Below are 26,338 nucleotides of genomic sequence, written 5' to 3' on the forward strand. Positions count from 1 at the left end.
TTTTTCAAATTACACCTCTTCTTTTTCATCATTAGATAAGCCTGGCAATCGAATCGTTACGCTTGTTCCTGTCAGGGCGTCACTAGTCATCTCAAATGTCCCGTTGTGTAGTCGAATGATCTCTTTTACAATTGGGAGCCCCAAGCCTGTACCACCTGTTGTCCGATTTCGGGCTTTATCTGTCCTGAAAAAACGATCGCCAATTCGTTCGATATCTTCATCGTCAATCAGAATTCCGTCGTTCGTCACTCGGAATTGCAGGGAAGTATCTTGTTTCGTTAATTCAATAGCCAGGGTGCCATTCACGACGGAATATTTTACGGCATTGTCTATGATATTGTAAAATATTTGTTGAATTCTTTTTGGATCACCTGTCAGAATAAGTTCTTCTTCGATAGTCAATTCGAGATGTAATTCTTTTTCAGCGATATGAATCGTGAACAAGTCAACTGTATCTACTACTAATTGAGCGATAGCAATCGGTTGCATGTCTATTGTATAAAAGTCTTCTTGCAAATGATTTAATTCCACAAGATCAGTGATCAATTTGGTCAGCCGTTCTGTTTCTTTTTCAATCGTTGTCAAATAGCTTTGTGCTTCTTCAGGCGATGAATAAATTTTGTCTTTAAGAACATGGGTGTAACCGCTAATATACGTAAGCGGTGTACGGAGTTCGTGCACGATGTTTGACGTGAATTCCTTTTTACGTTCTTCCTGCTGTTCGAGTGAAAGGCTCATCAAATTGAACGCCTTCGTCAATTGGCCAACCTCATCGTCGCGCTCGCTTTGGATTCGATTTGAATAGTTCCCTTTAGATACTTCAAAAGAAAGTCGCTGAAGGTCTTGCAATGGTTTGAATAAAGAACGCCATGCACGATTGACCACTAGAAAGAGTATGAAGAAAAATAAGCTGCCAACAATCAACAGTATCGGAATGCTTCCTCGAAACACATCCTGAACGGCCGCGAGAGGTACGTATATATAGATAAAACCGATAAGTCCATCCTCGCCCTTGATTGGGAAAATAGCGCCTAGAATTTCACTGTTCAATTCCTTTACGAATCCCTCTTTTAGCACATAGGCACCTTTGTCTAACTTTGCAAGGTCATTTGCATCGACAAGTGTTTCATAATTTATTTCATAAGGGAAATAGGAGGTGAGGTCATCTAAGTTATCCACTACGATAATTTCGTATTCGGAAACGATGTTATACCATTGTATTTTATCGATGATTTCATCACTTAATTCCCCGTAATGGTAATGAGAAGCCGTTCTTTTCCCCTGGTAGACAATGGATTCTTCGATACTTGTCAGATACAATTCGGAATAGAGATAATGGATGAAGAAAAAGGAGAAAAGAATTGTAAACCCGATACTGGAAATCAGGACTACTCCTATTTTCTTGCTTAATGTAAGTTTCTTCAATCTTCACACCTCGAATTTGTAGCCGATACCCCAGACTGTTTCAATCAGCTCTCCGTAATTTCCCATTTTTAGTCGTAACGTTTTAATATGTGTATCGACTGTGCGCTCGCTACTTTGATGTTCTTCACCCCAGACAATGTATAGCAGTTGTTCCCTTGAATATACGCGACCTTTATTTTTAGCAAGTATATGGAGCATACCGAACTCCTTTAATGTTAATGATAAGGGATTTCCATTCAATGACACTTTATGTGCTTCGATTTCGATAACTAGCGGCCCGATAGTTAACGTATCTGCGATAGCTTTATTTTGATAAGATCGTCTCAGAACGGATTCAATCCTTGCAAGAAGCTCCCCCGGTAAAAATGGTTTGACAATATAATCGTCGCCGCCAAGTTTCAAGCCTTGTATTTTATCCCATTCGTCCCCTTTTGCTGATAGAAAGATGAGTGGAATCGTCGATGTGCGTTTTACTTCCTTGGCGAATGTAAAGCCATCCATGTAGGGCATCATTACATCTACGAGTAGCAACTGCGGATCTGCTTTAGCTATCAATGATAGTGCATGTACACCGTCCGTTGCTTCGATGACAGTGTAGCCTTCTTTCTCGAGGAACATTCGAATCAGTTTCCTCATTTGCGGTTCATCGTCTATAATCATGATGGTGGATGAATTCAAGATAAAACCTCATTTCAATTATAGATTACTTATTATACTCATTTTCTCTAATAGTTGTGAAAATCGTGTGAAGCGCAGTACTTCACAATTAGTTCTAACTTATCTATTATAATCATAACGAACATAACGAACTACGTTAAGTAAAACGAAAATGGAGGAATCATGATGAAAAGAAAACTTGGTTTGTTAGCAGGGGTATTCATGCTGGCAATGATGGCGGCGTGCGGTAAAGAAGAAACGATAAAAGAGGACGACACAGGGGTACCTCTACCACTCGATGTGCAGCTAACAGTGACAGAACAAGTTGATGTGAATGGCATAATAAAAATGGCAGCAGTTGTTACACAAGGCGAAGACAAAGTAGATAACGCTGATGAAGTTGAATTTGAAGTATGGGAAGAAGGTAAAAAAGACGACAGTGTCAAGATTGAATCGAAGAATGACAAAGACGGTCTGTATTCGGCAGAAACATCGTTTGATCATGACGGTCTATTCCACGTTCAAGTGCATGTAACAGCGAGAGGTTTGCATACAATGCCGAAAAAAGAAGTGACGGTCGGTAACGGTGCACATATTGAAGAAGCTGTTGAAGGCGAGTCTGAACACGAACATGGGCATGCTGACGGATTTTCGATGCACTTCATGGAACCTGAAAATATGAAGCCCGGCGAAGCTGCTGAATTTGTCGTTCACCTGCAAGATGATGGTCAACCATTTGAAAAAGCGCAAGTACGTTACGAAATTTGGAATGAAGCCAATCCGGATAAACACGACTGGATCGATGTCGAGGAAAAAGTTGCTGGTGAATATACAGCTTCTTACACATTTGCACAAGCGGGTCCACACAAAATTCAAATTCACGTAACAGATGATAATGAATTACATGAACATGAAGAACATGCAATAGAAGTTAACTAAACTGAGCACGGAGCGTTCCTGACAAATCAGTCAAGAATGCTCCGTGTTTTTTGGATAAAGGATTATCCATTTACACTTGAATATCTTTACGTTTGCTAGAAGAAGGTATATTTAACTCTTCTCTATACTTACTAATTGTGCGTCTAGAGATTGTGATGCCTTTTTCGCTATTAAAGTATTCTGCTATTTTTTGATCAGAATAGGGTTTGAATTTGTTTTCCTGGGCTACGAAATTTTCTAAAAGTGTTTTTACTGCCGTTTGAGAAATGCTAGTGCCATCCGCAGATTCTAACTTTGAAGTAAATAGCAGTCGTAGTTCAAAAGAACCGAATGCTGTCTGAATGACTTTGTTGGATGTTGCTCTGCTGACAGTCGATTCGTGCATTTCAATTTCATCAGCGACTTCTTTTAGTGTTAATGGCTTTAATGAGGGGAATCCATCTACAAAAAAGCTTTGTTGTTTTTCTAACAGGACTTGCACAATTTTAATAATCGTATTCCGGCGCTGTTCGATGCTACTGAGAAGCCATTGCACATTTTTATATTGGGTTTGAATGTACTTTGACACATCACTTTTCGATTGAAGCTGTTGCGAATAATTTGCGGTGATTTGAATCGTCGGTAAATAGCCGTCATTCAAATGAAAAACTAATTTATCATCTTTGGATTCTACAATAATGTCTGGAGTTAAATATTCAGTTGAAGAATTAGAAATAAATGAGCAGGGCCTCGGATTAAGCGTTTGTATGAAGTCGTAGAGATTCTTGACTACCTTCATTTCAATATTCATTTGTAAGGCGATTTCATTCCATTTATGATCGGCAAGCAAGTTTAAATGATGTTCTATTAAATGAGCAGCTAGTCTATTGTCAGGATAGATGAATGTGATTTGTAGGAGCAGGCATTCCTCTAAGTTTCTAGCCCCAATACCGACCGGTCCCACTTGCTGAAGTAAAAGTATCCCCTTGTTAATAGCGTCTTCATCAAATTCCAAATAGAACGCTGAATCCCTATCAAGGACACGTAGATAGCCATTGTCATCTAAATTATAAATGAGATAGTTTAATAACTTTTGGGTGTGTTCGTCGGGGTAGAGGAATTTCGCATCTTCGAATAATGTGTCCCGCATGTTCCTATCCGTACATGGAAATAGATCATCCGGCATCTCGGAAGAGCCAAAGGAGGACGATCGCTGATTTAATCTTTCCTCATATGTATTTTTTTCTTTCAGCTCGATAAGCGGATTTTCAAGCTCTTGCTGCCGTATAAATTGTTCCAGTTCATACGTCGAGTATTGTAAGAGTTCAATTGCTTGTCTTAACTCGAGTGTCATTAGTAGACTCTGTTCTTGTCGTTGCTGGAGTACAAGCGCCATAAAGTTTCCTCCTTTTGAAGCTGATTGGTATTGTAAGCGTTTTCAAACTAGTGACATTAAGTGTACCATATGTTTTTGGAAACTTCGATTAGAAAAAAGAATTTTCAGTCGAGTGAAAAAAGAAGGGGAACTGAGAGCATTATAGTGATAGAAACTAATTTGACTATCCCATTTGCGAATAAGGCCATTGATTTGTTTGTTTTATATTATGAAGCAATTATTTGCGCCAAATGGGATAAGTATAATTAGAAAAACATTTCATAAATGCCAATTATGATAAGCAAGAGTCCTGCAATGATAGTTGAGTACTTACCAAATAGTGTACTGCCAATTTTATTTCCGATTTTAATCCCTAAAGAAATTGAAATTAGTGAAAATACGCCAATTGAGATGGAAGTGAAAAAAGGAGAGAATCCAGTGATTCCGGCTCCAAAACCAATTGCTAAGCAGTTTAAAGCAAGCAAGAAACCTAAAAAAGAAGATTCTTTTAACGTGATTATTTGTTCTTTTTCTACACTTAGAATTGCGGGACGTACATCTTCTTTTTGCATTGACTTATTTTTAACACACACTGGAGACGGCATTATAAACCATATGCCAAGGGCGGTAATTAGGAAGCCACCAGTAAAGTTGGCCATGGATTGTGAAAAGTAATGGGATAAAAAACTCCCCGCTGAAATGGATACAAATGCAAATACAATAGAAATTAGAGAAATAATGAAGTTGTATAAGATAGGAATTCTTTTTAATTTTAAACCGTATGAAACACTTATTGCTAAATTATCAATGTTTGCTGCAATTCCGATTAATAATATAGTTACCCACTGCATACTAATTTCCCCCTGTATCTATTTGTTTTTCTTCTATGTATATGAGCAAATAGAAAATAGCGTGTGGAATGGGTCTGCCGAATGACGTGGGAATCATCAAAGTCCCTGTTAGGTGACTCTGAATTTGAGGCTGCTATCAAGACAATTTGTTAGGATGATTAAATTTGGAAAAGTAAACTGTATAATGAAAGAAACAAAATAATAAAAGGGGGCTTTTCTTTTGGCAGAACACTACTTTCATTTAACAGCGGACTGGCCTGGTTTGCGGAATGATATAGGAACAATCGATGCGGGGAATTTGAAGACGAAGATCTCAATCCCACCTGAAATGGATGGGCCGGGAATTGGTACGAATCCGGATGAAATGCTGTTGGGCGCTGCTGCGACATGTTATATTATTACACTTGCGGCTATGATGGAGCGAAGTAAACTGGAGAAAGTTGCCTTGACGATGGAGTCAATCGGCGTTGTCGATGTATCCAACGGTGTTATTACATATAAAAAGATTATCCATAAACCCCAAATTGTGTTGAAACAGGACGCGACTGAAAAGGATGAAGCACTGGCACACAAGCTTGCGGAAAAAGCGGAAACGTCTTGTATGATTAGCCGCGCTATCAAAGGAAATGTAGAAATTGAGCTAGACGCGACAGTGATAAAATAGAACGCTAGGATGTTGAAAAACCGTGCTCTTTGGAGTGCGGTTTTTATTATGCGTAAAACAGGATTGAACGAAACGTAGATTAATGTTATGTTTGTTTATATAAAATGAGTATATATTGAAAGGTGTTTATGTTTAGTTGGATATGTTACTAGATTACCCGTTAGAAGTTATGGAAAAGGGCTATATCAAGGAGAGTCACCATTATCGCTGTTTAATATGTGATGAAGAAGTTGAAAAGGGAGTCATTTATCCTGTAGGAGATGTACTTTTCGCAGATTGGCGTTATATGGAACATCATATTGAAAGGATGCATGGCAATGTCTTTGACCTATTGCTCTCGGGTGGTAAAGAACAGACAGGGTTGTCCGATCAACAGTCAAAACTGCTGTCGTTGATTTACGAAGGAAAGACAGACAAAGAAATTCAAAAAGAACTGAAAATCGGAAGCATGTCGACGATTCGGAATCATCGTTTCTCATTACGGAAGAAAGAAAGACAGGCAAAAACACTTCTAGCCCTCATGAATTTGGTGAAACGGCAACAAGAAGTCGGTCCAAACGAACCGGGTATTGTTAAGTCGATATCGAAATCATTTGAATCTTCAACAGAATTAGCACGCTACTTCTCGGAAGAAGATGGTCGTTTGAAAACACTCCGTATGAAAGAACAAGAAAAAATCCAATTGTTGGCTGAAGTTGCATTGCTCTTCAAACCGGGAAAAGTGTATACAGAAGGTCAAGTCAACGCGGTTTTGGAAACAGTTTATGAAGATTATATGCTGTTACGGCGGGAGATGGTCGACCGTGGTGTGTTAACGCGTAACGCTGAAGGAAGTGCGTATCGCCTCGTGCAGAATTTAGAAAATGGAGATGTCGATGAAATGGATTTTAAAAAAGAAATGAAATTGAAGGCGAAGGAAGAGAAACCGAGTTATGGTATATTTCAAATCAAGAATGTAAAGAACGGGAAGCTTTTTGTAAATTCGACACCAAATTTCAAAACATTGAATGGATTGAAATTCATGTTATCTACCGGTGGGCATAAAAATAAAGAACTGCAAACCGATTGGGATGAACTTGGAAAAGAGAGTTTTGAAATCGAAATACTCGAATCGATAGATGAGAAGGATTGGAAAGGGACTAGCAAAGGTGAAATTCTAAAGAAGCAGTTGGATAAGTGGTTAGAAGAGTTACAGCCATACGGGGAAAAAGGATACAATCGTATAAAAAAAGTGTAATAGATAATGAAAAGACGGCAAACACAAAATTGTGAATGCCGTCTTTTCATATTTACTTATTTGGCGTATCCTTTTCAGGCTTTTTAATGGGTACGAGATTAAAGATATCATGATCTTCAAAAGCATCAACAAGGCGATCGAGCCATTCGTAGTAATCGCGCAGGTATAGTAATTTTTCAATATCTATAGTTACTTCTTCTCTTAATCCATCATCAATCGCAGGGTCGTTCACTAGTTCTTCCAGTTCAGCCAAAGATCTTCTAATTGCTGCTGAATGAAAGGAAACAGATCTTCTCCATTTTATTGAAAAAAGATCTAGAAAGCTTTGATACCAATCATCTTTCACTTGATAAAGGTCTTTTCGGACCCCTCTTTTCCAAGCGCGTTCCACTAACTTCAAATCGGATAGCGCTCTGACAGAAGTGCTCATGCTCGTTTTGCTCATCCCAAGTTCTTCTGTCATGTCATCCAATGTTAACGGCTCATTATGAAAAAACATCGTGCCATACTGTCTTCCAGCAGAAGGTGTAAGACCATAAAGATGTATATTTTGTGCGATGGATTCAATAATCCGTTCACGAGCTTTTTCAAGTTTTTCATTACCGTTCATAAGCGTCTTCCCTCCACTAGCATCGGCATTCATTAACCGATCCAGCCCATTTCTTATAGCGTATTATATCCTATCTTAAAAAGCAATTCGTAGCAATGAAAGTTCGTACAGTTTTTTCTGTACAAACCATTTAAATTGAGAAAACGGTTGTAATGCAAAAAAAAGACAGCTATACTAGAAGACATTCATTAGTTTTGAAAATGTCAGGAGTGTATGCATGAGTGAACAAATTGTCAATAAGAAAATCGAAGTGATTAACACCACGAAGATTTTTGGTAAAAACGCGAAGCGGGCTTCCCAGCTGCTTAATGAAGGAAAATCAAAAGGTGAGATTTTGAAGGCGACTGGAGCAACAGTCGGGGTTAAAAATGCATCATTCGATGTGTACGAGGGCGAAATATTCGTCATTATGGGATTGTCAGGTAGCGGAAAATCAACGCTTGTCAGATTGCTGAACAGGTTGATTGACCCAACTATGGGCAATATCCTACTGGACGGTGAGGACATCGTCGGGATGAATAAAGAACAACTTCGTACTGTAAGACGTAAGAAAATTGGAATGGTATTTCAAAACTTTGCACTTTTTCCCCACAAGACGATTCTTGAAAACGCGGAATATGGCTTAGAAATCCAAGGAGTTGCGAAGGCAGAACGTCAAGCCAAAGCGAAAGAATCCTTAGGGTTAGTCGGACTTGCAGGATATGAAGATCAATTCCCTAGCCAGCTGAGCGGAGGCATGCAACAGCGTGTTGGTTTAGCGAGAGCACTAGCTAACGGACCAGATATATTGCTGATGGACGAAGCATTCAGTGCACTTGATCCGTTAATTCGCAAAGATATGCAAGACGAATTATTGCAGCTTCATAATGATATGGGGAAAACAATTATTTTCATTACCCATGACTTAGATGAGGCACTTCGTATAGGAGACCGCATTGCATTGATGAAAGACGGGGAAATCGTTCAAGTGGGTACGCCTGAAGAGATATTGATGAGTCCGTCGAATGAATATGTCGAACGTTTTGTTGAAGATGTGGATCTTTCCAAAGTATTGACAGCGGGACATATTATGAAGAAAGCAGATACGGTTCAAATCGACCGTGGAGCTAGAATAGCGCTCCGTATGATGAAAAAACTTGGGATATCTTCAATTTACGTTGTCAATAAAGCAAACCGTCTATTAGGGGCAGTTACAGCGCAAGATGCGAGTTTAGCTATTGAAGCAGGGAAGACACTTGAGGAAATAATGATTACTGACCTTCCCATGATTCCTCAGGATACCGTGCTAATCGATTTGTTCGATATCGTATCGACAGCTGTTATCCCTGTTGCAGTCATTGATGAAAATAATAGGCTTCAAGGAATTATTATTCGTGGTGCATTGATTGGCGCATTATCAGGTGACAATCAGTTTATCAATAATAATGGTACATTCGATTCCGATGAAAAAACGGATACGGAGGTGAAGATAAATGGATAAAATTTTACCTCGTTTGCCATTTGCGGAGTGGATTGACAATGGTGTCGATTGGCTCGTGGTTACTTTTGGTACAGTGTTTGACGGAATTTCAGATTTTCTCAAAGGGATTGTTGAAGGGTCGGTAGAATGGCTCGATATGATGCCATCTATCTTACTTGCCGTGCTATTTGCCTTACTTGCGTGGTTCGTTTCCACTCGCCGCATAGCGTTATTCACATTAATCGGCTTGCTTTTCATTGATTACTTGGGCTATTGGTACCCGATGCTGCAAATGCTAGCGCTCGTACTCACCTCAGTATTTTTCGCACTGATAATCGGAATTCCAGTCGGTATTTGGGGTTCACAACAAGCGACGGCAAGGAAAATCATCAATCCATTATTGGATCTAATGCAAACAATGCCGGCGTTCGTTTATTTACTGCCAGCTATATTCTTCTTTAACATCGGGGTCGTCCCGGGGGTTGTGGCATCTGTTATCTTCTCAATGCCACCAACAATCCGTTTAACGATGCTGGGAATCCAGCAAGTTCCGAAAGATTTAATCGAAGCGACGGAAGCATTTGGTTCTACGACTTGGCAGAGACTGAGTAAAGTGCAAATTCCGCTTGCCAAACCGACAATTATGGCAGGTGTCAACCAAAGCATAATGCTTTCCTTGTCCATGGTCGTTATCGCCTCTATGGTTGGTGCGCCAGGGCTTGGTGAAGAAGTTTACAGGGCTGTAACACAATTGAAAACGGGTGTTGGTTTTGAAGCGGGGCTATCCATTGTGATCGTGGCAATTATTTTGGACCGAGTAACACAACACGCTGGAAAGAAAAAACAAGGGGGAATTACAAAATGAAATTAACTAAAAAAGTATTAGGGCTCGGAGCGGTTGCTCTACTAGCAGTTGGACTTGCCGCATGTGGTAATGACGATGACAAGAATGAAGCAGGTGGAAACACTGCGAAAACAGTTGGTGAATCAGTAGACTATAAAATTACAGGCATCGATCCAGGCGCAGGTATCATGGAAGCGACTGAAAAAGTGCTTGTAGAATATGACCTTACAGATTGGGATCTTACAACAGGTTCAAGTGCGGCAATGACAGCTTCACTGAAAAAAGCCTATGACAAAGAGCAACCGATTATCGTTACAGGTTGGACACCGCATTGGAAATTTGCGAAATACGATTTGAAATATCTTGAAGATCCAAAAGGCGTGTACGGTGGGGAAGAGCAAATCCGTACAATCGGAAGAATTGGTCTAGAAGACGATATGCCAGAAGCGCATAAAATCTTATCGCAGTTCAATTGGACTGAAGAAGATATGGGCGAAATAATGGTAGCGATTCAAGAAGGCGAAAAAGACGATGCAGCTGCACAAAAATGGGTTGATGCAAACGAAGAAAAAGTAGCTGAATGGACAAATGGTGTTGAAAAAGTGGACGGTGACAAGATCAAACTTGCTTATGTTGCATGGGACAGTGAAATCGCTAGTCATAACGTCATGAAAATTGTTTTAGAAGATATGGGTTATAAAGTGACATTAACGCAAGTTGAAGCAGGTCCATTATGGACGGCAGTTGCTGACGGTAGTGCAGATGCATCGCTTGCAGCTTGGATGCCATTAACGCATAAAACGTACGCTGATAAATTCGAAGGTAAATTCGAAGAACTTGGCGTCAATATGGAAGGTGTCAAAGTCGGTCTTGTAGTACCGAAGTATATGGACATCACTTCAATTGAAGACTTGAAGAATTAGAAATAATTGCTTTATACGCACCGAGCACCGAAGCGAATTCAATTGAATTCCTAATTTCATCAATTATAGAAGACTCAGTTCCGTTCAATCGGACTGAGTTTTTTTGATTTTATGGAAGTAGTATGATAACTTTAAGTCGACACGTATAAACAAACTCTTCGGGGCAAGGTGAAATTCCTTACCGGCGGTGATCGAGCATAGCTCGTTAGTCCGTGACCCGTCCTTCCTTGTTTGGAAGGCGGTGGAGCTGGTGAAATTCCGGCACCGACAGTTATAGTCTGGATGGGAGAAGTTGTTTGGATATGCGTGTTATGCTTGCAGGCTCTGCCCTTTCAAAAATCGAAAGGGGGAATGCCAATGGACCCTCAATATTATATGAGACTTGCTCTTGAACTGGCGCGTAGTGCACAAGGACAAACCTCGCCTAATCCACTTGTCGGTGCTGTTTGTGTAAAAAACGGCCGGATTTTAGGGACTGGTGCGCACTTAAAAGCTGGAACACCTCATGCTGAAGTGCATGCACTGGCAATGGCAGGTACGGATTCTATTGGTGCTGATCTATACGTGACACTGGAACCGTGTGCCCATACTGGGAAAACACCTCCGTGTACAGATCTCATTATTTCGTCTGAAATTCAACGTGTTTTTGTTGCGTCTATCGATCCGAATCCTTCCGTCAATGGAACTGGAATCGGGCTTCTTAAAGCTGCTGGAATTGAAGTTATTACCGGCATTTTACAGGAAGAGGCAGAGCAGTTAAACCAAGCATTTTTTCATTTTATCAGATACGGGAAACCATACGTTACCTTGAAAGCCGCCGCAACTCTTGACGGTAGACTTTCAACGCAGAACGGGGACAGCAAATGGATTACTTCGGCTGCATCACGAACCGATGTCCATCACCTCCGCCATACCCATGATGCTATTTTGGTCGGCGTACAAACCGTACTTCACGATAACCCTTTCCTCACCACCCGTTTGCCCCATGGTGGAAAGAACCCTATTCGAATTATTTTAGACCGGCATCTCAGGACGCCAAAAACAGCGAATGTCGTTACAGACGGCGCTGCAGAAACAATTATATTTACACTCGATTCAACAGAATCGACAACTACTTTTTCGGATTATCCGCTCGTTTCAATTGAAAGGATTTCAGAAAATGGATCTTTTTTGAATGAAGCCTTAAAACGTCTTGCTGACAAGGAAATCATGACGTTGTTTGTCGAAGGCGGTAGCAAAGTTCATTCCAGTTTCATCAATGAAGGTCTCGCGGATGAACTGTATTTGTATATGGCTCCGAAATTGATTGGCAACGGTGCTTCTTTATTCATGGATGATACTCGGAACCTGATGGCAGAAGGCGAATCCCTTCGTTTTTTAGATGTGCGACAAATCGGGGACGATATCCGATTGCACGCCAGGTTTCTGAAGGAGGATTGACAGCAGTTGTTTACTGGAATTATTGAAGAGATAGGAACAGTTTCAGCGGTTAGGCCAGCGGCGAATTCATTGCAACTATCAATACGTTGTACCAAAGTGCTTAGCGATGTTAAAAAAGGCGATAGTCTGGCAGTGAACGGTGTCTGTTTGACGGTATCAGACTTCTCGAGCAATCAATTTACAGCTGACGTCATGCCTGAAACTGTTAAAGCGACAACGCTTCAAGCACTGCGTACGGGAAGTCCAGTTAACTTAGAGCGTGCGATGGCGGCGAATGGTCGTTTCGGCGGACATATAGTCAGTGGACATGTTGATGGCACTGGCGAAATTGTTTCAGTTAGGCAAAAAGAAAATGCAATCTATATGGAAATCAGTATCGCAACTGAATTATTGAAGTATTTTATCCCGAAAGGTTCAGTAACAGTGGATGGAACTTCACTTACTGTCTTTGGTGTGACCGATAAAGGTTTTATCATCTCACTTATTCCAATTACACGAGACGACTCCATTATTGGCCGTAAACGGACCGGGGATAAGGTAAACGTAGAATGTGATATGCTCGCAAAATATATAGAACGGCTACTGACTACAAACAAAGGGAAATCAACTGGCGGTTTAACAATGGATACCCTTATCGCTAGTGGATTCCTTAGTTAAGGAGGCACAACAGATGTACACAACAGTAGAAAAAGCAATCGAAGAGCTGAAAAAAGGAAAAGCGATTATTGTCGTTGACGACGAAGACCGGGAGAACGAAGGGGACTTTGTTGCGCTTGGCGAATTCGCTACACCTGAAATAATTAACTTTATGGCAACAGAAGGCCGTGGACTGATTTGCGTGCCGATAGATGAAGAGAAATCGCGACAACTTGAACTAGGGCTGATGACGGAAAATAATAGTGATGTGCACGGAACTGCTTTTACAATTAGTGTAGATCACGCGGATTGTCACACTGGCATTTCAGCATTTGAACGGTCAGAAACCGTTCTGAAAATGCTCGGGAATGAATCAGGTCCAGCTGACTTCAGAAGACCAGGACATATTTTTCCGTTAATTGCGAAGTCTGGTGGTGTCTTAAAGCGGTCAGGCCATACAGAAGCCGCCGTAGACCTTGCGAAGCTTGCGGGAGCAGAACCGGTCGGAGTAATATGTGAAATTATGAACGTCGATGGAACGATGGCCAGAGGTCCGCAGTTGAAAGAGATAGCGGAGCGATTTGAACTTGTTATTTTAACAATTCAGGAACTAATTGCTTATCGTCGAATCAATGAAAAACTTGTTGAGCGTATTGTGGATATTAATCTGCCAACAGATTTTGGAGATTTCAAAGCAGTCGCTTTTGTTGAAAAAGAAACAGGGCATGAACATATTGCTTTGGTAAAAGGCGATATTGAAGACGCTGAAAATGTACTCGTCCGCGTTCATTCGGAATGTTTGACAGGCGATGTCTTTGGCTCATGTCGATGTGATTGTGGCCCGCAACTTCAAGCTGCTCTCGCACAGATTGAAAAAGCTGGAAAAGGCGTTCTGCTCTATATGCGTCAGGAAGGGCGTGGCATTGGCCTCGTCAATAAAATGAAGGCATACAAGCTGCAGGAAGAAGGATACGACACAGTAGAAGCCAATGAAAAATTAGGATTCTCAGATGATCTTCGAGATTATGGCATCGGAGCACAAATACTACGGGATCTCGGTTTAGCGTCGATTCATCTTTTGACAAACAACCCGCGTAAAATTGCTGGACTAGCGGGGCATGGGTTAGAAATAACAGAGCGTGTTCAAATCGAAATGCCTATTAAAGTAGAGAATAAAATATACATGGAAACGAAGAAAATTAAAATGGGTCACTTACTGAACAATTAAGGGGGAATTGGAATGAGCACAATTTATGAAGGACATTTAGTCGGAACAGGACTTAAAGTTGGGATCGTCGTTGCGAGGTTTAATGAATTCATCACAGGGAAATTATTAGGTGGGGCAGAAGACGCATTGCGTCGCCACGGAGTTGCCGATAGTGATATCGCGGTTGCATGGGTGCCAGGTGCTTATGAAATTCCGCTAATCGCGAAGAAAATGGCTGCTTCTGGTAAGTACGATGCTGTTATTACACTTGGAACCGTTATCCGTGGTGCAACACCGCATTTTGATTATGTGTGCAGTGAAGTAGCAAAAGGCGTTGCAGCTATTAATCTGCAAGAAGGCATTCCCGTGATTTTCGGTGTCTTGACAACAGATACGATTGAACAAGCGATTGAACGTGCAGGAACGAAAGCCGGTAATAAAGGATGGGATGCAGGGAATGCAGCGATTGAGATGGCGAATTTGTTGAAACAGATGTAAGTGTTGGTAAGGAGAAGGCTGAGTTTCCAGTTAATCGGAAACTCAGCCTTTTTTTTAATGCTTAGCATACAAAAAAATCCTGTACTGCGGGTAATTTGTCATGGGAGAAGCATCAGTGAAAATGTGGATTTACAACGATAAGCATTTTTTTATGAATATAAGGGGGTATTTCATACATACTAGACAAAAATGGGTGGTGAAGAATACTTTGAACAGGCTGTTAATACGATTCGTACTATTTGTTGTGATACTTCTAATACTAATTCCATTTAAAACCAAGGCCCTTAATCATGAGGCATCTAAAATGATCACCATTCAAAATGAAACAAAAGAAAAAGTTGTCGGGAATTTACTAGAAGCGAATGTAACTTTATATGCTATCGAAAGAGAAGGGTATTTGGAAAAGTTCAGATTAGAAGCAAATGGAGGTATTCAGTATTTTCCATATTGGATTAATGTATCTAATGAAGCTTATTGGCCACAACTTTTTTATAAGGACATTATTCAAGATGGAAAAAAAGAATTAATTATTGTATTAACAAGGGGATATGGAACCGGGGTTATAGAACAATTTGTCCATGTACTTCATAATACTGAAACCAATTTTGGGGAAGTTTACGGGGAAATACTTGTAGATAATCCAATGGCTATTCTTTTAAAAAACGTGAAAACAAAATTAACGAAGTCGGAAGCGATTATTAATATTGGAAATGAAAGAACTGTTATCCAACTTGATAAGTTGGGTATTGACCCCAAACGCTTATTTTCAGACGTCGTTACAGGAAGTTTAGTTCGCTTTGATGTTTTGGATAATGAATTGACTGCTATTATGGGGGCCCAAACTTCTCCACTTGGTGGCTATATAGGTGAATTTCATATTACTTATGAATTCAAAGATCAAATGTATCAAGTAAAAAGGATTAAATTCATTCCACTTGAAACTTCATGAGAGTAACTTGCTTATTTTGATAATCACCCTTGTAAAGAACCTATTTCCATCTACATAGTTCCTTTTTTGTTGCCATCTACGACCGAAAGCCTCGCTAAATTTGCTGGAAATAGTTATGATAGAGGAAGTTGTTATTTTATGAAATGAGGCGATTTACATGAGTGAACAAGCAAATGTTATTCTACCTAAAAAAACATGTACCATTGAGAAGCTAGTTACGATTCCAAAAGATGTTCAAAAAGTACTGAATGGTGAAAAGACAGCTACTCGCCGCAATGGTGTTTATGCAGATCTTGGTGAAGTTATGGTACTTGATGGTAAAGAGTTTAAAGTCGATACAATTTATTCACAGTCGCTTGGCGAAATGACGGACGAACATGCACAACAAGAAGGTTATACAACAATGGAAGAATATAAACAATCCATTCTTGCAATGCATGATAAAATGCCATGGATACCGACAATGCGTGTTTGGGTACATGAATATAGCCCTGTAGAGAAATGATGTTCTGAATGAATTCAGGAATCTATGGCGCGATTGTCTTTTTGCATGTTATTAGTGCTGTCCTCGCCATAGGTCCATTATTTATCTTAATGCCGATCATTAAGCGAGTGCGTGGCGTTGGAACCGGAATTGAGCAAGCTTTATTGTCTATTATCAACGTCATCATTCGTTTGGTCATGCATGCAGGACATGTTCTCGTCTACACTGGTGTCCTCCTATTGGTATTTGGACCTTGGCCATGGCATACGTCATGGGTGATTATGACGCTTGCTGTTATGCTTTTATCTGGAGTTTTTCTAGCAAAAGGATTTACAGTTGTGCTACGGAGATTTAAAAATCCACATGCTAATAAAAATAAGATACTTGATCGTTTGAATACTACTTCATGGATATACATTGGTCTTATGCTGATCATGCTTTGGCTCATGGTTCAAAAACCAATGCTTTGGTGAATATGAATAAGAAATACTTGCTATACATAGAAAATGATGTGCATCTAACTGATGCATGTCTTTTTTTTGGTATTCGACTCCTTTTTGAAAGTGGTTCGTCTAGTAAGGGAGAGGGGGTGGAGCAGTATAGACAGCCGTCACTTTGGACCCCTATCGTTGAGTAAAGTAGAAGGGAAAGTAATAGGCTATCGAATGGAACAGTAAAAACCAATGCCGGATACCCCAATTCAGGGAATCAGGCATTGGTTAGATCTGATTCAGCTGTAATCTAACAGCCTTCTTTTCCAAAAATGCTGTAAGACAAACAGAATTCTAGCGGATAACGGACGCAATAAGGAAAACCATCAGAATGTAGCAGGCAGTAAAAAGATGTCCTCACTGTATTTGGTTATTAAAAGATATTTCTAGAAGATGCGGGAAATTAAGGGTTTAAATTTGTATAGCGTTCGGCTACGAACTTCAAGTCCTCTAGGAATAAGGATCGTAAGTTAGGACGGCGCCTAACGGCAAGTGGATGGTAGGCCACAGCCGTCTGAAAACCCCGTACATCATGCCAACTGCCCCGCAATGACTTCACTTCGGCTTCGTGATTCTGAAAAAAAGATTGGACCGCCACGTTGCCTAGGCAAAGAATTAGTGCAGGCTTTTTTTCTTGAAGTTGCTGTTCTAAATGTCTCATACAAATTTGACGAACTACTTCTTTGTCGTATGCACGCACAGGTTTTCTTTTTAGGATGAAAGTGACATACAGATCATCCAATTTCAAACCGGCATCATTCGCGACTTCTTGCAGTGTTTGCCGCGTTCCGCAAACAAATGACTCACCTTCACGGTCTTCACGTGCACCCGGATTATCAAGAATAATTATAATCGGTGCTTGCGGATTTCCTTCGCCCCAAACCATTCGTGTCCCTTGCTCATATAGACCGCACTCCTTGCAATCTAGCAGGTAATCAGGGGTTGGATCCTCTGCAAGCGCCATTGGACAAAATTCAGGCATATTTTAAGCTCCCTTTGTAGTTTTGTGTAATAAAGAAAGCTTTCCTCTAACCAATGAATTTCAAACTTCGTTACAGCACATTGACTGTTTATGGTAAAATTATCATAAGATTTTGAAGTTAGACATTTAATACGAATGGGGTTGGTGGGAATGGAATTTGTGCACTATCAAGATGTACATGAATTTGCGGTGAAAGTAGAACCGATTTTGTCTAAAGGCGAAGATGTATACAGTCTATTTTTTGGAGTGCTGCAAGCAATTAAGGCTGGGCGTTACGAAAATCCATTCTTGGCAACAGTTGAAGAAGATGGGGAAGTGTTAGCTCTAGTTCAAATGACTCCCCCTCATCCGTTAAACCTTATTATTACCGATGAGAGTCGGTTGGAAGAAAGTATGGAATTAGTAATAGAAAAATTATTGGAATTTGAAATTAAAATGAGTAGTGTCATAAGCTTGAAACCATGGGCGTACAGTTTCGCGAAGAAATGGGAAACTAGAACTGGAATTGGACATCAGATACTAATGGATCAGGGCTTATATCGACTGAACAAAGTAAATGAGATACTTGAAAAAAGCCCTGGTGCATGGCGCTTTGCGGAAAAAAAGGATTGTCCACTTATCGAGAAGTGGTTCAACTTATTTGAAGGAGATGCCAGGATTCCGCTTACGCCAATGGAGGATGTGAAAAAGCGCGTTGCATCATTTGTTGACGAACAGGAAGTTTTTTTGTGGGAAAATAACGGAAAAGTCGTATCAATGATGAAAAAGGCGCGCCCATCGAAGCATGGTGTAACCGTATCTTTCGTTTTTACACCAAAGGAAGAGCGAAAAAAAGGCTATGCTCGAACGATGGTAGCTGCCGGTACAAAAGAACTTCTAAAGGAATATGACTTTTGCGTACTCTATACGGATTTGATGAATCCAACGTCGAATAAAATCTATATGGAAATTGGTTATGAACGAATTGCGGATTCCGTCCAGTTAGGCTTTACTTCAAAATGAATGGGAATATGAATAACTGAAAGTGAAAAATGGCAGGTATGAAGGGAGAAAAGAATTGTTAAGTTATTATAGTAGGTTATCTTCGGAAGTTTATGATTTAGATAAACCCGTTGGGCATTCATTTGGAGATGTAGAATATTATATAGATAGATTAGCTACATGCAAAGGGCGTATTCTAGAACCCGCAACCGGAACAGGGCGTATTCTAATCCCGCTTTTGGAAAAAGGGTTTAAGGTTGATGGATTTGATAGTTCGGATGATATGTTAACGATATGCCGTACAAACTGTGAAGAAAGAGGTTTATACCCACACCTTTTCGAAGGCAAGATGGAGTCATTTTCATTGGATATGAAATACGAAGCCATTATCATACCTGCGGGTACATTCTTGTTACTGCATAAAAGAGAAGACTCTATCAAAGCGTTGAGAAACTTTCACAAACATCTTGTACATGGCGGAAGGTTAATTGTTGATTTATTTATGCAAAGTGAAGTCTCGATAGGTAAAGTTACGACTAGAACTTGGGAATGTACGAATGGTGATAGTATTACTTTAGAAAATAATACAGTAGAGATTGACTATATTCATCAGTACTCAATTTCGCATGGACGTTATGAGAAATGGCGTAACGGATCGCTTTTACAAACCGAACTGGAACGTTTTCCACTACGCTGGTATGGCGTGGAAGAATTCAAACTGATTCTTGAAGAAATAGGGTTTGGAAATATCACAATTTCGTCGGATTATAATTTCGGGGAGTATCCGATAAATCCAAAACAGGCAATAATCTTTGAAGCGGTGGCTACTAAAGAATAGCTACTACTTCCTTAGGGGAGATTAGTCGGGGAGAATCTGTCTAGCCGCCTGGATTAGCAAAGCTGGTAGTACGGGCGCTTTCAGAAGCAGGTTACTTGCAACTTGTGCAGTTGATTAAGCCGGATGAAGAAGGGGTCTTACCACTACTTGGTACCGGAGTCTAAGCCTTGAATTCTTTCCGTAATGCTTTTTCTGCGTAAGGATTATCATTCTTGAAAGATACTTAAGATAAGCTAAGACTATCCGTTAGGTTTGGATAGTCTTTTTTTATGGTAAAGATTAATATGCTAGGTAGTGAGAAGAAATATGGCAATACGCTTAAAGCTTGAGTGACTTTTTCAATAAAAAGGGGGGTTGGTAAAATGAACGTTATTGAAGTGAAAAACTTAACGAAAACGTATGGCAAAGCCAGGGGGATTTCAGATGTGAGCTTTAATGTCGAGCAAGGTGAAGTATTTGGCTTTATCGGGCCGAACGGGGCTGGAAAATCGACGACAATCCGAACGTTATTATCATTAATTCATCCAACGAGCGGTAGTGCAACGATTTTCGGGAAAGACATACTAAAGGACGCACCGGAAATTAAAAAGGACATCGGTTATTTGCCTTCGGAAGTATTCTATTACGATAATATGAGAGTGAAGGACTTGTTAAAGTACTCCGCCAGTTTTTATAAAAAAGATTGTAGAAAACGAATGAATGAACTTGCGGAGATTATGGAATTGGACCTGAATCGTAAAATCGATGACTTGTCACTGGGGAATAAAAAGAAGGTCGGCATTGTGCAGGGATTATTACATGAACCTAAATTAATCATTCTCGACGAACCGACAAGTGGTTTAGATCCACTCATGCAACATAAATTCTTTGAACTGTTAGAGGAAGAAAATAAAAAAGGGGCGACGATTTTATTTTCATCGCATATTTTATCGGAAGTTCAACGACTGTGCGATCGCGTTGCAATTATTAAAGAAGGAAAGATTATTAAATTGGAGAAAATAAGCACGTTAAAAGAAAATAATTATAAAAAAATTCATATTGAGACGTCTACAGAAATTGGGAAAGACTATTTTGCGATTGAAGGAGTGACAGATTTAGTTGTTGATAGGCATAAAGTTGATTTTCTTTTCAGAGGAGATATTAATGAAGTAATGAAGAAAATCGCTACCACTTACATCGTAAATATAGCAGTGGAGGAGCCGGATTTAGAGGAGATTTTCATGCATTTTTATGAAAAAGAGGAGGCGTATTAACAATGAATATTTATTTACATGAGTTGAATGGTTACCGAAAATCTACTGTGATGTGGACGGCAACACTCGTGTTAGTTGTTTTACTATTCATGTCCATATACCCCGCTTTTTCAAAAGATGTAACGGCATTTAAAAGTATATTGGAAGGATTTCCTGAATCTGTTCGAAATGCCATCGGATTAGAGATAGATCAGTTTTTTTCGTTGTTGGGTTTTTATTCCTATCTATTTCTGTACATTAAACTTCTTGGAGCCATTCAAGCGATGAATTTAGGAATCGGTATTATTTCAAAAGAAGTACGCGATAAAACCGCTGATTTTTTGTTGACGAAGCCAGTGAGCCGCGTGACTATTTTAGTTGCAAAAATGATGGCTGCGTTAACTTGTATTGTCCTTACGAACGTGATTTATTTGCTACTAACTTGTCTAATTGTGTCATATTCGTCGACAGAACCATTTAGTTCGAAAACGCTATTTATGCTATCACTAACATTATTTCTTCTTCAACTACTATTTTTAAGTTTAGGGTTTATGATTGCGGTTGTTGTACAAAAAATAAAAGCAGTGCTCCCTGTTTCACTCGGAGTAGTGTTTATGTTCTTTCTACTAAATTTATTTGGTTCAGCGACCGGGGACAACTTGCTACGCTATTTGACTCCATTTCAATACGTTGAACCAATGTATATTTTAAAAAATAATAGCTATGAGCCAGATTTTCTACTTGCCGGGTTGATTGTTCTGATCGTTACCATCGTAGTCAGTTATGTCGTTTATACAAAAAAGGATATCCCATCTGTATAAGGTTGAAAAAAATATATGAGGGAGGATCATTTCCATGAACATTTTTAATAGGGAAATGAGAGCGAATCGAAAATCGCTCATTATTTGGTGTGTCGGTATATTGTTCATCGTTGGAAGTGGTATGGCTAAGTATGCGGCATTAAGCAATACAGGCGATTCGATAAATAAGTTAATGGCAGATATGCCAGCGTCATTGCAGGCACTCATGGGGATTGGATCGTTGGATTTAGCGACTGTGGACGGTTACTTTGGGTTGTTGTATTTATATTTAGTCATAATGGCGTCCATTCACGCAGCAATGTTAGGAGCGACAATGATATCAAAAGAAGAGCGTGATAAAACAGCGGAGTTTTTGTTTGTGAAGCCTATTTCTAGAACAACGGTAATTACGGCTAAATTAGGGGCATCCATTGTCATTGTCATAGTTTTTAATCTCGTAACCCTACTGTCTTCAATCGTTTCTGTCGACTTTTATAACACAGGAGACTCCGTCAGTGCCGAAGTTGCACTATTAATGGGTGGAATGTTCATGATGCAGCTTCTCTTTTTATTTCTCTCGGCAGCCGTTGCGGCCTTTGTTAAAAAGCCAAAGTTGTCTATCCCGATATCAACGGGTATCTTGTTGGTCACATTTATTATGTCTGTTGGAATTGATTTGAAAAGTAATCTAAAGGACCTTAAGTACGTAACACCATTTAAATACTATGAAGCACAGAATTTACTTCATGATGGCGGATTCGACGGAAAAATTATCGTAATATCACTCCTAATAATGATAGGATCCATTTTGACGACGTATGTCTTTTATAGAAAAAGAGATTTACATATATAATAAACTGACGGACTTTTGCAGTCCGTCAGTTTTCATCATTATAAATTACTTCGGACATAGGTAAGACGTTGTGCAATCTCATTAGCGATTTTCGTGCCATGAAAGCGTCCATCTTCAATGTAAACACGATTTGTAATGCCGCCTGTTACAACCCCAGAGAGAAAAACGTTCTTGACATTTGATTCATAAGTCTCTGGATTAAAGGATGGAACTAATGAAGAGAGGTCGGTTTGAATTCCAACGCTTTGAAGCATCGAAATATTTGGCTGATATCCGATGAGAGAAAATACATAGTCATTTTGAATTGTAATCGTTTCTTCGGGAGAAATTATACGAATGGTTGTTTCATCAATAGCAGCAATGCTGGAATTGGGGTGAAAATCAATATTTCCTTTTTTAAGAAGGTTTCGCATATCTAGTAATAAGGATGGTTTAATACCTTCTAAGACAGTTTCTCCTCGATGCACAAGTGTTACATAAGCTCCGTTACGATAGAGATCAATTGCAGCTTCAATTGCTGAATTTTTACCGCCGACAACTGTAACATGTTGTCCGTAATAGAGATGGCCTTCTTTATAATAATGGGACACCTTCGATAGATTGTCACCGCATACACCTAGCTGTTTAGGCGTATCGAAAATCCCGGTTGCAATCACAATCATCTTCGCTTCGTAAGGAATAGTGTTGCCATTACGATCTTCTGCATTGACAGAAAAGGATGCTGCGTTTTTTGAGATAGAATTCACCTTTTGATAGCACTTAATATTAATTTTCTGCCTTTCTGTTACAAGGCGATAATATTTTAACAACTCAGTTCGAGTGGGGCGTACGTCTTGAGATAGGAATGGAATGTTGCCAATTTCTAAGCGGTCTGAAGTACTATAGAACGTCATATGTAAAGGACAGTTGACAATGGAATTGACAATCGCCTCCTTTTCAATAATTACGTAAGTAAGTCCTTTTTCTTGAAGGGCAAGACCTGTCGATAAGCCACACGGACCACCGCCAATAATAACAACATCATACATACAACGAATATCCTCCTTAAAATTCACGTGAAAGTGGTTAAAAATGCTATTTCAGGAATATTACATGATGAATAACGCAACAAAGTAGTGTTTCTTATTACCGGTCAGTATGCTCAAACGAGTAAGAAGAAATACTGGGAAAATATAAACTAATTAATTGTCTTTTTGCAACATACTGTTGACAATAGACATCAGTATGTCTGTGTCAATCGTATCTTTGCCTAAGAATAAAATACAGAGGGGGTTATCAACAATGAAAGCTGTGAAAATTTATCATTACGACGCATTTAGTAATAAACCGAATAAGGGAAATCCAGCGGGCGTCGTTTTAGATGGGAATAACCTAACAGAAAAAGAAATGCAAGAAGTCGCTTTTAATGTAGGTTTTAATGAAACCGCTTTTCCTGTGAAGTCAGATGTAGCTGATATTAGAATTCGTTATTTTACGCCAGGTGAAGAAATGGACTTATGTGGTCATGCAACGATGGCTACTATTTACGCACTGAAATCTAGAGGGTTATTAGGGGAGAAAACGGAGCTAACTATTGAAACAAGAGCAGGTATTTTACCAATAAGGATACATTCAACAATAGATAATGAACTATACATAACTATGAAACAGGCATCTCCACAGTTTGAAGAATTTAAAGGCTCAATAGAAGATTTGGCAATGTCAATCGGACTTGTTGAAGAGGATATAGATTCTGAATTACCGGTTTTATATGGAAGTACAGGCTTATGGACTTTGTTAATTCCTATAAAAAAACGTAATGCGTTCAATAGGATGAAGCCCAACAACAAACTATTCCCGACTATATTAAAGGAAATGCCAAAAGCGTCTGTACATCCTTTTTGCCTAGAACCGGTTGATCCTGATGCACATATGCACGCCCGCCATTTCTCCTCTCCGTTTTCTGGTACGGTAGAGGACCCTGTGACAGGCACTGCTTCAGGGGTGATGGGCGCTTATTATGCCGAAAATATAGCAAATAGTTTTGACACTAAATTAAACTTGTTAATTGAACAGGGTATTGAAATTGGAAAAGATGGTAGGGTGAAAGTCAAAGTCACCAAAAATAATCAGACTTATGACATCGAAATTACTGGTAATGCTGTTTTTGTAAAAGAATTTGAGCTTTCTATTGGAAATAATAGAATATCCTTTTTTAATTAATGGCTGTATTTCTTTTGAAAGTTAGTGTTTAAGCTATATGTACAATTGCTTTGATTTCTCGTTTTAAAGCTATTTTCACCGCTCTAAGTAATCCCCATATACTAATAGTAGTTGCTTAGAAGGGGATTGTGTCTTGTATTTCAATCAGCATGGAGAGGACCATAACCAACAAGGCTTTCGGCACCACCAAGACAATTTTGGACCACCAATGGGAGGAGTTCCTATGGGTCCACCGCCTGGCTTTTCGCCACCAATACCTGCGTGGCAAGTTGGTCCGAGTAGGATAAGAAATTGTTTATATAGCAATACCTATATATGGTTGAGTAATGGAAACAGCTTTTGGTTCTTTCCAACATTTATAGGGAGACAATTGATTATTGGGTTACGTTGGAGCAGAAGGCGTGGTTGGATTCATCATGTAATAAATCGAAACGATATTCGTTCTTTCCAATGCTTCTAATGATAGATGAATAGTTAATTCAAAAAGGCCAGGAGATTATTCCTGGCCTTTTTGATGTGAGATCCAATTTTAGTTATCTTTTCATGAAAATATAGCGAGTTTTTCAATCCGTGCTACTGCTTCTTTTAATCGGTCTTCATTTTCCAATAAGCCTACTCGTACATAGCCTTCACCATACTGTCCAAAAGCATGGCCCGGTGCTACAGCAATGTCTGCTTTGTCCAATAGTAATTTTGTGAAAGACTCGCTCGTATATCCTTTTGGAACTGGTAACCAGGCGAAGAAAGAGGCAGTAGGCGCAATAACATCCCAACCGATTCGTTTACATTCGGAAATTAAAACATTTCGGCGGCTTTCGTATAGTGATACTAGCTCGTCCACACAATCCTGACTTCCCGATAATGCCTCTGCAGCTGCACGCTGAATTGCTGGAAATATATCTATGAATAGATGGTCTTGCAGTAAGCTGATTGCTTCGATGATTTCGGCATTTCCGATGGCAAAACCGACACGCCACCCTGCCATATTATAGGTTTTTGACAATGTGTACATTTCAATTCCGACTTCTTTTGCACCTTCTGCCTGAAGGAAACTGACGGGTTTCTCACCGTCAAAACCAATTCCCCCGTAAGCAAAGTCATGCAAAATTGCAATATCATTGGCTTTTGCCAATGCAATCGTTTCATCGAAAAATGGAATCGTGGCTGTTGCGCTCGTTGGGTTATTTGGATAGTTTAAATACATTAATTTTGCTTGTTTTTTTTGTTCATCTGAGAGTGCATTGTAATCAGGTAAAAAATCGTTTTCCGCAAGTAATGGCATTAAGTCGTATGTAATATTTGCCAAGCTTACACTTGATAAATAATCGGGATATCCTGGATCCGGTAATAAAAGCAATTCGCCTTCATTCATAATAGCAAGGGGTAACTCGACCAATCCAGGTTTTGTTCCAAATAGAATCGCTACTTCTGTTTTAGGATTAATATGAACATCGTATTCCCGTTTATAAAAGTCAGCAACAGCCTGTTTTAATTCGGGGGTCCCTCTAAAAGGGGAGTACCCATGCGTTGCTGGATCTTCCACCGCTTCTTGAAGAGCTTTTACAATATGAGGAGGTGTCGGTTGATCGGGGTTTCCTCGCCCCAAGTTAATAACATCTCGCCCTTGTGAAAGAGCTTCTTGAACGTTTCGAACAAGAGATGCAAAAAAGTGCGGGGGTAAATTTTTTAATCGATTTGAAATTGTCATGAAATAACCTCGTTTTCTTAGTAGTCACATAATAGTATGTTAGTTGAATCTTATAGCTTTTGAGATAAAATGTC

27 protein-coding genes and 1 riboswitch are annotated in these 26,338 nt (G+C 39.6%); of the genes, 19 read left to right on the forward strand and 8 right to left on the reverse strand.

Annotated elements, in window-relative coordinates; all coding sequences use genetic code 11:
- Window positions 1-9 precede the first annotated feature (9 nt).
- Together I2483_RS09225 and I2483_RS09230 are read right to left on the reverse strand one after the other, a co-directional pair.
- Window positions 10-1,425, reverse strand: a complete 1,416-nt coding sequence (locus I2483_RS09225; protein ID WP_207175498.1) for a sensor histidine kinase — start codon at window positions 1,423-1,425, stop codon at window positions 10-12.
- A gap of 3 nt (window positions 1,426-1,428) precedes the next feature.
- Window positions 1,429-2,103, reverse strand: a complete 675-nt coding sequence (locus I2483_RS09230; protein WP_255550372.1) for a response regulator transcription factor — start codon at window positions 2,101-2,103, stop codon at window positions 1,429-1,431.
- A 165-nt stretch (window positions 2,104-2,268) separates the two neighbouring features.
- Between I2483_RS09230 and I2483_RS09235 the strand changes: the two genes are divergently transcribed.
- Window positions 2,269-3,021: a FixH family protein gene (locus I2483_RS09235; protein ID WP_255550373.1), complete on the forward strand. Its 753-nt coding sequence runs from the start codon at window positions 2,269-2,271 to the stop codon at window positions 3,019-3,021.
- A 70-nt stretch (window positions 3,022-3,091) separates the two neighbouring features.
- On the opposite strand, the gene rpoN is transcribed toward I2483_RS09235, so the two are convergent.
- Entirely contained in the window at window positions 3,092-4,396 is a 1,305-nt protein-coding gene (rpoN, locus tag I2483_RS09240; protein ID WP_207175500.1) for an RNA polymerase factor sigma-54, read from the reverse strand.
- 245 nt (window positions 4,397-4,641) lie between these two features.
- Window positions 4,642-5,226: a manganese efflux pump MntP gene (locus I2483_RS09245; RefSeq protein ID WP_207175502.1), complete on the reverse strand. Its 585-nt coding sequence runs from the start codon at window positions 5,224-5,226 to the stop codon at window positions 4,642-4,644.
- Between the two features lie 220 nt (window positions 5,227-5,446).
- On the opposite strand from I2483_RS09245, the gene I2483_RS09250 reads away from it, so the two are divergent.
- Both I2483_RS09250 and I2483_RS09255 read left to right on the forward strand, forming a co-directional pair.
- Window positions 5,447-5,890 carry an OsmC family protein gene (locus tag I2483_RS09250; protein WP_186669742.1) on the forward strand — a complete coding sequence of 148 codons (444 nt, stop codon included), beginning with the start codon at window positions 5,447-5,449 and terminating at the stop codon, window positions 5,888-5,890.
- Between the two features lie 142 nt (window positions 5,891-6,032).
- Window positions 6,033-7,127 (forward strand): DUF2087 domain-containing protein, encoded by a 1,095-nt coding sequence (locus I2483_RS09255; protein WP_255550378.1) that lies wholly within the window; start codon window positions 6,033-6,035, stop codon window positions 7,125-7,127.
- A gap of 52 nt (window positions 7,128-7,179) precedes the next feature.
- Here I2483_RS09255 and I2483_RS09260 read toward each other — a convergent pair whose 3' ends face one another.
- On the reverse strand, window positions 7,180-7,737 hold the full coding sequence (locus I2483_RS09260) for a GbsR/MarR family transcriptional regulator (protein ID WP_207175505.1): 558 nt from the start codon (window positions 7,735-7,737) through the stop codon (window positions 7,180-7,182).
- A gap of 217 nt (window positions 7,738-7,954) precedes the next feature.
- On the opposite strand from I2483_RS09260, the gene I2483_RS09265 reads away from it, so the two are divergent.
- The 10 genes from I2483_RS09265 (at window position 7,955) to I2483_RS09310 (ending at window position 16,650) form a co-directional block, all read left to right on the forward strand.
- Window positions 7,955-9,217, forward strand: a complete 1,263-nt coding sequence (locus I2483_RS09265) for a quaternary amine ABC transporter ATP-binding protein (protein ID WP_207175506.1) — start codon at window positions 7,955-7,957, stop codon at window positions 9,215-9,217.
- Complete coding sequence (locus I2483_RS09270) at window positions 9,210-10,061, forward strand: ABC transporter permease (protein WP_207175507.1); 852 nt, start codon at window positions 9,210-9,212, stop codon at window positions 10,059-10,061. The genes I2483_RS09265 and I2483_RS09270 overlap by 8 nt, the downstream gene beginning before the upstream one ends.
- Window positions 10,058-10,963, forward strand: coding sequence for a glycine betaine ABC transporter substrate-binding protein (locus tag I2483_RS09275; RefSeq protein ID WP_207175508.1), 906 nt, complete (start codon window positions 10,058-10,060; stop codon window positions 10,961-10,963). Before I2483_RS09270 ends, I2483_RS09275 begins: the two co-directional genes overlap by 4 nt.
- Before the next feature lie 150 nt (window positions 10,964-11,113).
- Window positions 11,114-11,261, forward strand: a riboswitch (FMN riboswitch).
- A gap of 59 nt (window positions 11,262-11,320) precedes the next feature.
- Entirely contained in the window at window positions 11,321-12,403 is a 1,083-nt protein-coding gene (gene ribD, locus I2483_RS09280) for a bifunctional diaminohydroxyphosphoribosylaminopyrimidine deaminase/5-amino-6-(5-phosphoribosylamino)uracil reductase RibD (protein ID WP_207175509.1), read from the forward strand.
- A 6-nt stretch (window positions 12,404-12,409) separates the two neighbouring features.
- A complete protein-coding gene (ribE, locus tag I2483_RS09285; protein WP_207175510.1) occupies window positions 12,410-13,060 on the forward strand; it encodes a riboflavin synthase in 651 nt (216 codons plus the stop codon).
- Between the two features lie 13 nt (window positions 13,061-13,073).
- Entirely contained in the window at window positions 13,074-14,267 is a 1,194-nt protein-coding gene (locus tag I2483_RS09290) for a bifunctional 3,4-dihydroxy-2-butanone-4-phosphate synthase/GTP cyclohydrolase II (RefSeq protein WP_207175511.1), read from the forward strand.
- Between the two features lie 12 nt (window positions 14,268-14,279).
- Window positions 14,280-14,744, forward strand: a complete 465-nt coding sequence (ribH, locus tag I2483_RS09295) for a 6,7-dimethyl-8-ribityllumazine synthase (protein ID WP_186669757.1) — start codon at window positions 14,280-14,282, stop codon at window positions 14,742-14,744.
- A 304-nt stretch (window positions 14,745-15,048) separates the two neighbouring features.
- Window positions 15,049-15,693 carry a hypothetical protein gene (locus I2483_RS09300; protein ID WP_207175513.1) on the forward strand — a complete coding sequence of 215 codons (645 nt, stop codon included), beginning with the start codon at window positions 15,049-15,051 and terminating at the stop codon, window positions 15,691-15,693.
- 157 nt (window positions 15,694-15,850) lie between these two features.
- On the forward strand, window positions 15,851-16,198 hold the full coding sequence (locus I2483_RS09305; protein WP_207175515.1) for an ASCH domain-containing protein: 348 nt from the start codon (window positions 15,851-15,853) through the stop codon (window positions 16,196-16,198).
- 8 nt (window positions 16,199-16,206) lie between these two features.
- A complete protein-coding gene (locus I2483_RS09310; RefSeq protein ID WP_207175516.1) occupies window positions 16,207-16,650 on the forward strand; it encodes a hypothetical protein in 444 nt (147 codons plus the stop codon).
- A 421-nt stretch (window positions 16,651-17,071) separates the two neighbouring features.
- Here the strand turns inward: I2483_RS09310 and I2483_RS09315 are convergent, their stop codons facing one another.
- On the reverse strand, window positions 17,072-17,650 hold the full coding sequence (locus I2483_RS09315) for a uracil-DNA glycosylase (RefSeq protein ID WP_207175517.1): 579 nt from the start codon (window positions 17,648-17,650) through the stop codon (window positions 17,072-17,074).
- Window positions 17,651-17,800: 150 nt separating this feature from the next.
- On the opposite strand from I2483_RS09315, the gene I2483_RS09320 reads away from it, so the two are divergent.
- The 5 genes from I2483_RS09320 to I2483_RS09340 all read left to right on the forward strand — a co-directional run bounded on the left by I2483_RS09320 (window position 17,801) and on the right by I2483_RS09340 (window position 22,354).
- On the forward strand, window positions 17,801-18,652 hold the full coding sequence (locus tag I2483_RS09320; RefSeq protein WP_207175518.1) for a GNAT family N-acetyltransferase: 852 nt from the start codon (window positions 17,801-17,803) through the stop codon (window positions 18,650-18,652).
- 55 nt (window positions 18,653-18,707) lie between these two features.
- Window positions 18,708-19,469, forward strand: coding sequence for a class I SAM-dependent methyltransferase (locus I2483_RS09325; RefSeq protein ID WP_207175519.1), 762 nt, complete (start codon window positions 18,708-18,710; stop codon window positions 19,467-19,469).
- Window positions 19,470-19,831: 362 nt separating this feature from the next.
- Window positions 19,832-20,722 (forward strand): ABC transporter ATP-binding protein, encoded by an 891-nt coding sequence (locus I2483_RS09330; RefSeq protein ID WP_207175520.1) that lies wholly within the window; start codon window positions 19,832-19,834, stop codon window positions 20,720-20,722.
- A gap of 2 nt (window positions 20,723-20,724) precedes the next feature.
- A complete protein-coding gene (locus tag I2483_RS09335) occupies window positions 20,725-21,522 on the forward strand; it encodes an ABC transporter permease subunit (protein ID WP_207175521.1) in 798 nt (265 codons plus the stop codon).
- Window positions 21,523-21,556: 34 nt separating this feature from the next.
- Complete coding sequence (locus I2483_RS09340; RefSeq protein ID WP_207175522.1) at window positions 21,557-22,354, forward strand: ABC transporter permease subunit; 798 nt, start codon at window positions 21,557-21,559, stop codon at window positions 22,352-22,354.
- A 38-nt stretch (window positions 22,355-22,392) separates the two neighbouring features.
- Here the strand turns inward: I2483_RS09340 and I2483_RS09345 are convergent, their stop codons facing one another.
- On the reverse strand, window positions 22,393-23,382 hold the full coding sequence (locus I2483_RS09345) for a YpdA family putative bacillithiol disulfide reductase (RefSeq protein WP_207175523.1): 990 nt from the start codon (window positions 23,380-23,382) through the stop codon (window positions 22,393-22,395).
- A 253-nt stretch (window positions 23,383-23,635) separates the two neighbouring features.
- On the opposite strand from I2483_RS09345, the gene I2483_RS09350 reads away from it, so the two are divergent.
- Complete coding sequence (locus I2483_RS09350; protein WP_207175524.1) at window positions 23,636-24,556, forward strand: PhzF family phenazine biosynthesis isomerase; 921 nt, start codon at window positions 23,636-23,638, stop codon at window positions 24,554-24,556.
- A gap of 541 nt (window positions 24,557-25,097) precedes the next feature.
- Here the strand turns inward: I2483_RS09350 and I2483_RS09355 are convergent.
- A complete protein-coding gene (locus I2483_RS09355; RefSeq protein ID WP_207175526.1) occupies window positions 25,098-26,264 on the reverse strand; it encodes a pyridoxal phosphate-dependent aminotransferase in 1,167 nt (388 codons plus the stop codon).
- Between the last annotated feature and the right edge of the window lie 74 nt (window positions 26,265-26,338).

This window comes from Sporosarcina sp. E16_3, from assembly GCF_017347125.1.
Classification (GTDB): Bacteria; Bacillota; Bacilli; order Bacillales_A; family Planococcaceae; genus Sporosarcina.

Bases quoted from the DNA above. Each gene is read 5' to 3' on its own strand.
- I2483_RS09235 (WP_255550373.1), top strand. From the start codon at position 2,269: ATGAAAAGAAAACTTGGTTTGTTAGCAGGGGTATTCATGCTGGCAATG.
- rpoN (WP_207175500.1), bottom strand. From the start codon at position 4,396: ATGGCGCTTGTACTCCAGCAACGACAAGAACAGAGTCTACTAATGACA.
- I2483_RS09245 (WP_207175502.1), bottom strand. From the start codon at position 5,226: ATGCAGTGGGTAACTATATTATTAATCGGAATTGCAGCAAACATTGAT.
- I2483_RS09255 (WP_255550378.1), top strand. From the start codon at position 6,033: ATGTTACTAGATTACCCGTTAGAAGTTATGGAAAAGGGCTATATCAAG.
- I2483_RS09260 (WP_207175505.1), bottom strand. From the start codon at position 7,737: ATGAACGGTAATGAAAAACTTGAAAAAGCTCGTGAACGGATTATTGAA.
- I2483_RS09265 (WP_207175506.1), top strand. From the start codon at position 7,955: ATGAGTGAACAAATTGTCAATAAGAAAATCGAAGTGATTAACACCACG.
- I2483_RS09270 (WP_207175507.1), top strand. From the start codon at position 9,210: ATGGATAAAATTTTACCTCGTTTGCCATTTGCGGAGTGGATTGACAAT.
- I2483_RS09275 (WP_207175508.1), top strand. From the start codon at position 10,058: ATGAAATTAACTAAAAAAGTATTAGGGCTCGGAGCGGTTGCTCTACTA.
- ribD (WP_207175509.1), top strand. From the start codon at position 11,321: ATGGACCCTCAATATTATATGAGACTTGCTCTTGAACTGGCGCGTAGT.
- I2483_RS09290 (WP_207175511.1), top strand. From the start codon at position 13,074: ATGTACACAACAGTAGAAAAAGCAATCGAAGAGCTGAAAAAAGGAAAA.
- ribH (WP_186669757.1), top strand. From the start codon at position 14,280: ATGAGCACAATTTATGAAGGACATTTAGTCGGAACAGGACTTAAAGTT.
- I2483_RS09300 (WP_207175513.1), top strand. From the start codon at position 15,049: ATGATCACCATTCAAAATGAAACAAAAGAAAAAGTTGTCGGGAATTTA.
- I2483_RS09305 (WP_207175515.1), top strand. From the start codon at position 15,851: ATGAGTGAACAAGCAAATGTTATTCTACCTAAAAAAACATGTACCATT.
- I2483_RS09310 (WP_207175516.1), top strand. From the start codon at position 16,207: ATGAATTCAGGAATCTATGGCGCGATTGTCTTTTTGCATGTTATTAGT.
- I2483_RS09315 (WP_207175517.1), bottom strand. From the start codon at position 17,650: ATGCCTGAATTTTGTCCAATGGCGCTTGCAGAGGATCCAACCCCTGAT.
- I2483_RS09320 (WP_207175518.1), top strand. From the start codon at position 17,801: ATGGAATTTGTGCACTATCAAGATGTACATGAATTTGCGGTGAAAGTA.
- I2483_RS09330 (WP_207175520.1), top strand. From the start codon at position 19,832: ATGAACGTTATTGAAGTGAAAAACTTAACGAAAACGTATGGCAAAGCC.
- I2483_RS09335 (WP_207175521.1), top strand. From the start codon at position 20,725: ATGAATATTTATTTACATGAGTTGAATGGTTACCGAAAATCTACTGTG.
- I2483_RS09340 (WP_207175522.1), top strand. From the start codon at position 21,557: ATGAACATTTTTAATAGGGAAATGAGAGCGAATCGAAAATCGCTCATT.
- I2483_RS09345 (WP_207175523.1), bottom strand. From the start codon at position 23,382: ATGTATGATGTTGTTATTATTGGCGGTGGTCCGTGTGGCTTATCGACA.
- I2483_RS09350 (WP_207175524.1), top strand. From the start codon at position 23,636: ATGAAAGCTGTGAAAATTTATCATTACGACGCATTTAGTAATAAACCG.
- I2483_RS09355 (WP_207175526.1), bottom strand. From the start codon at position 26,264: ATGACAATTTCAAATCGATTAAAAAATTTACCCCCGCACTTTTTTGCA.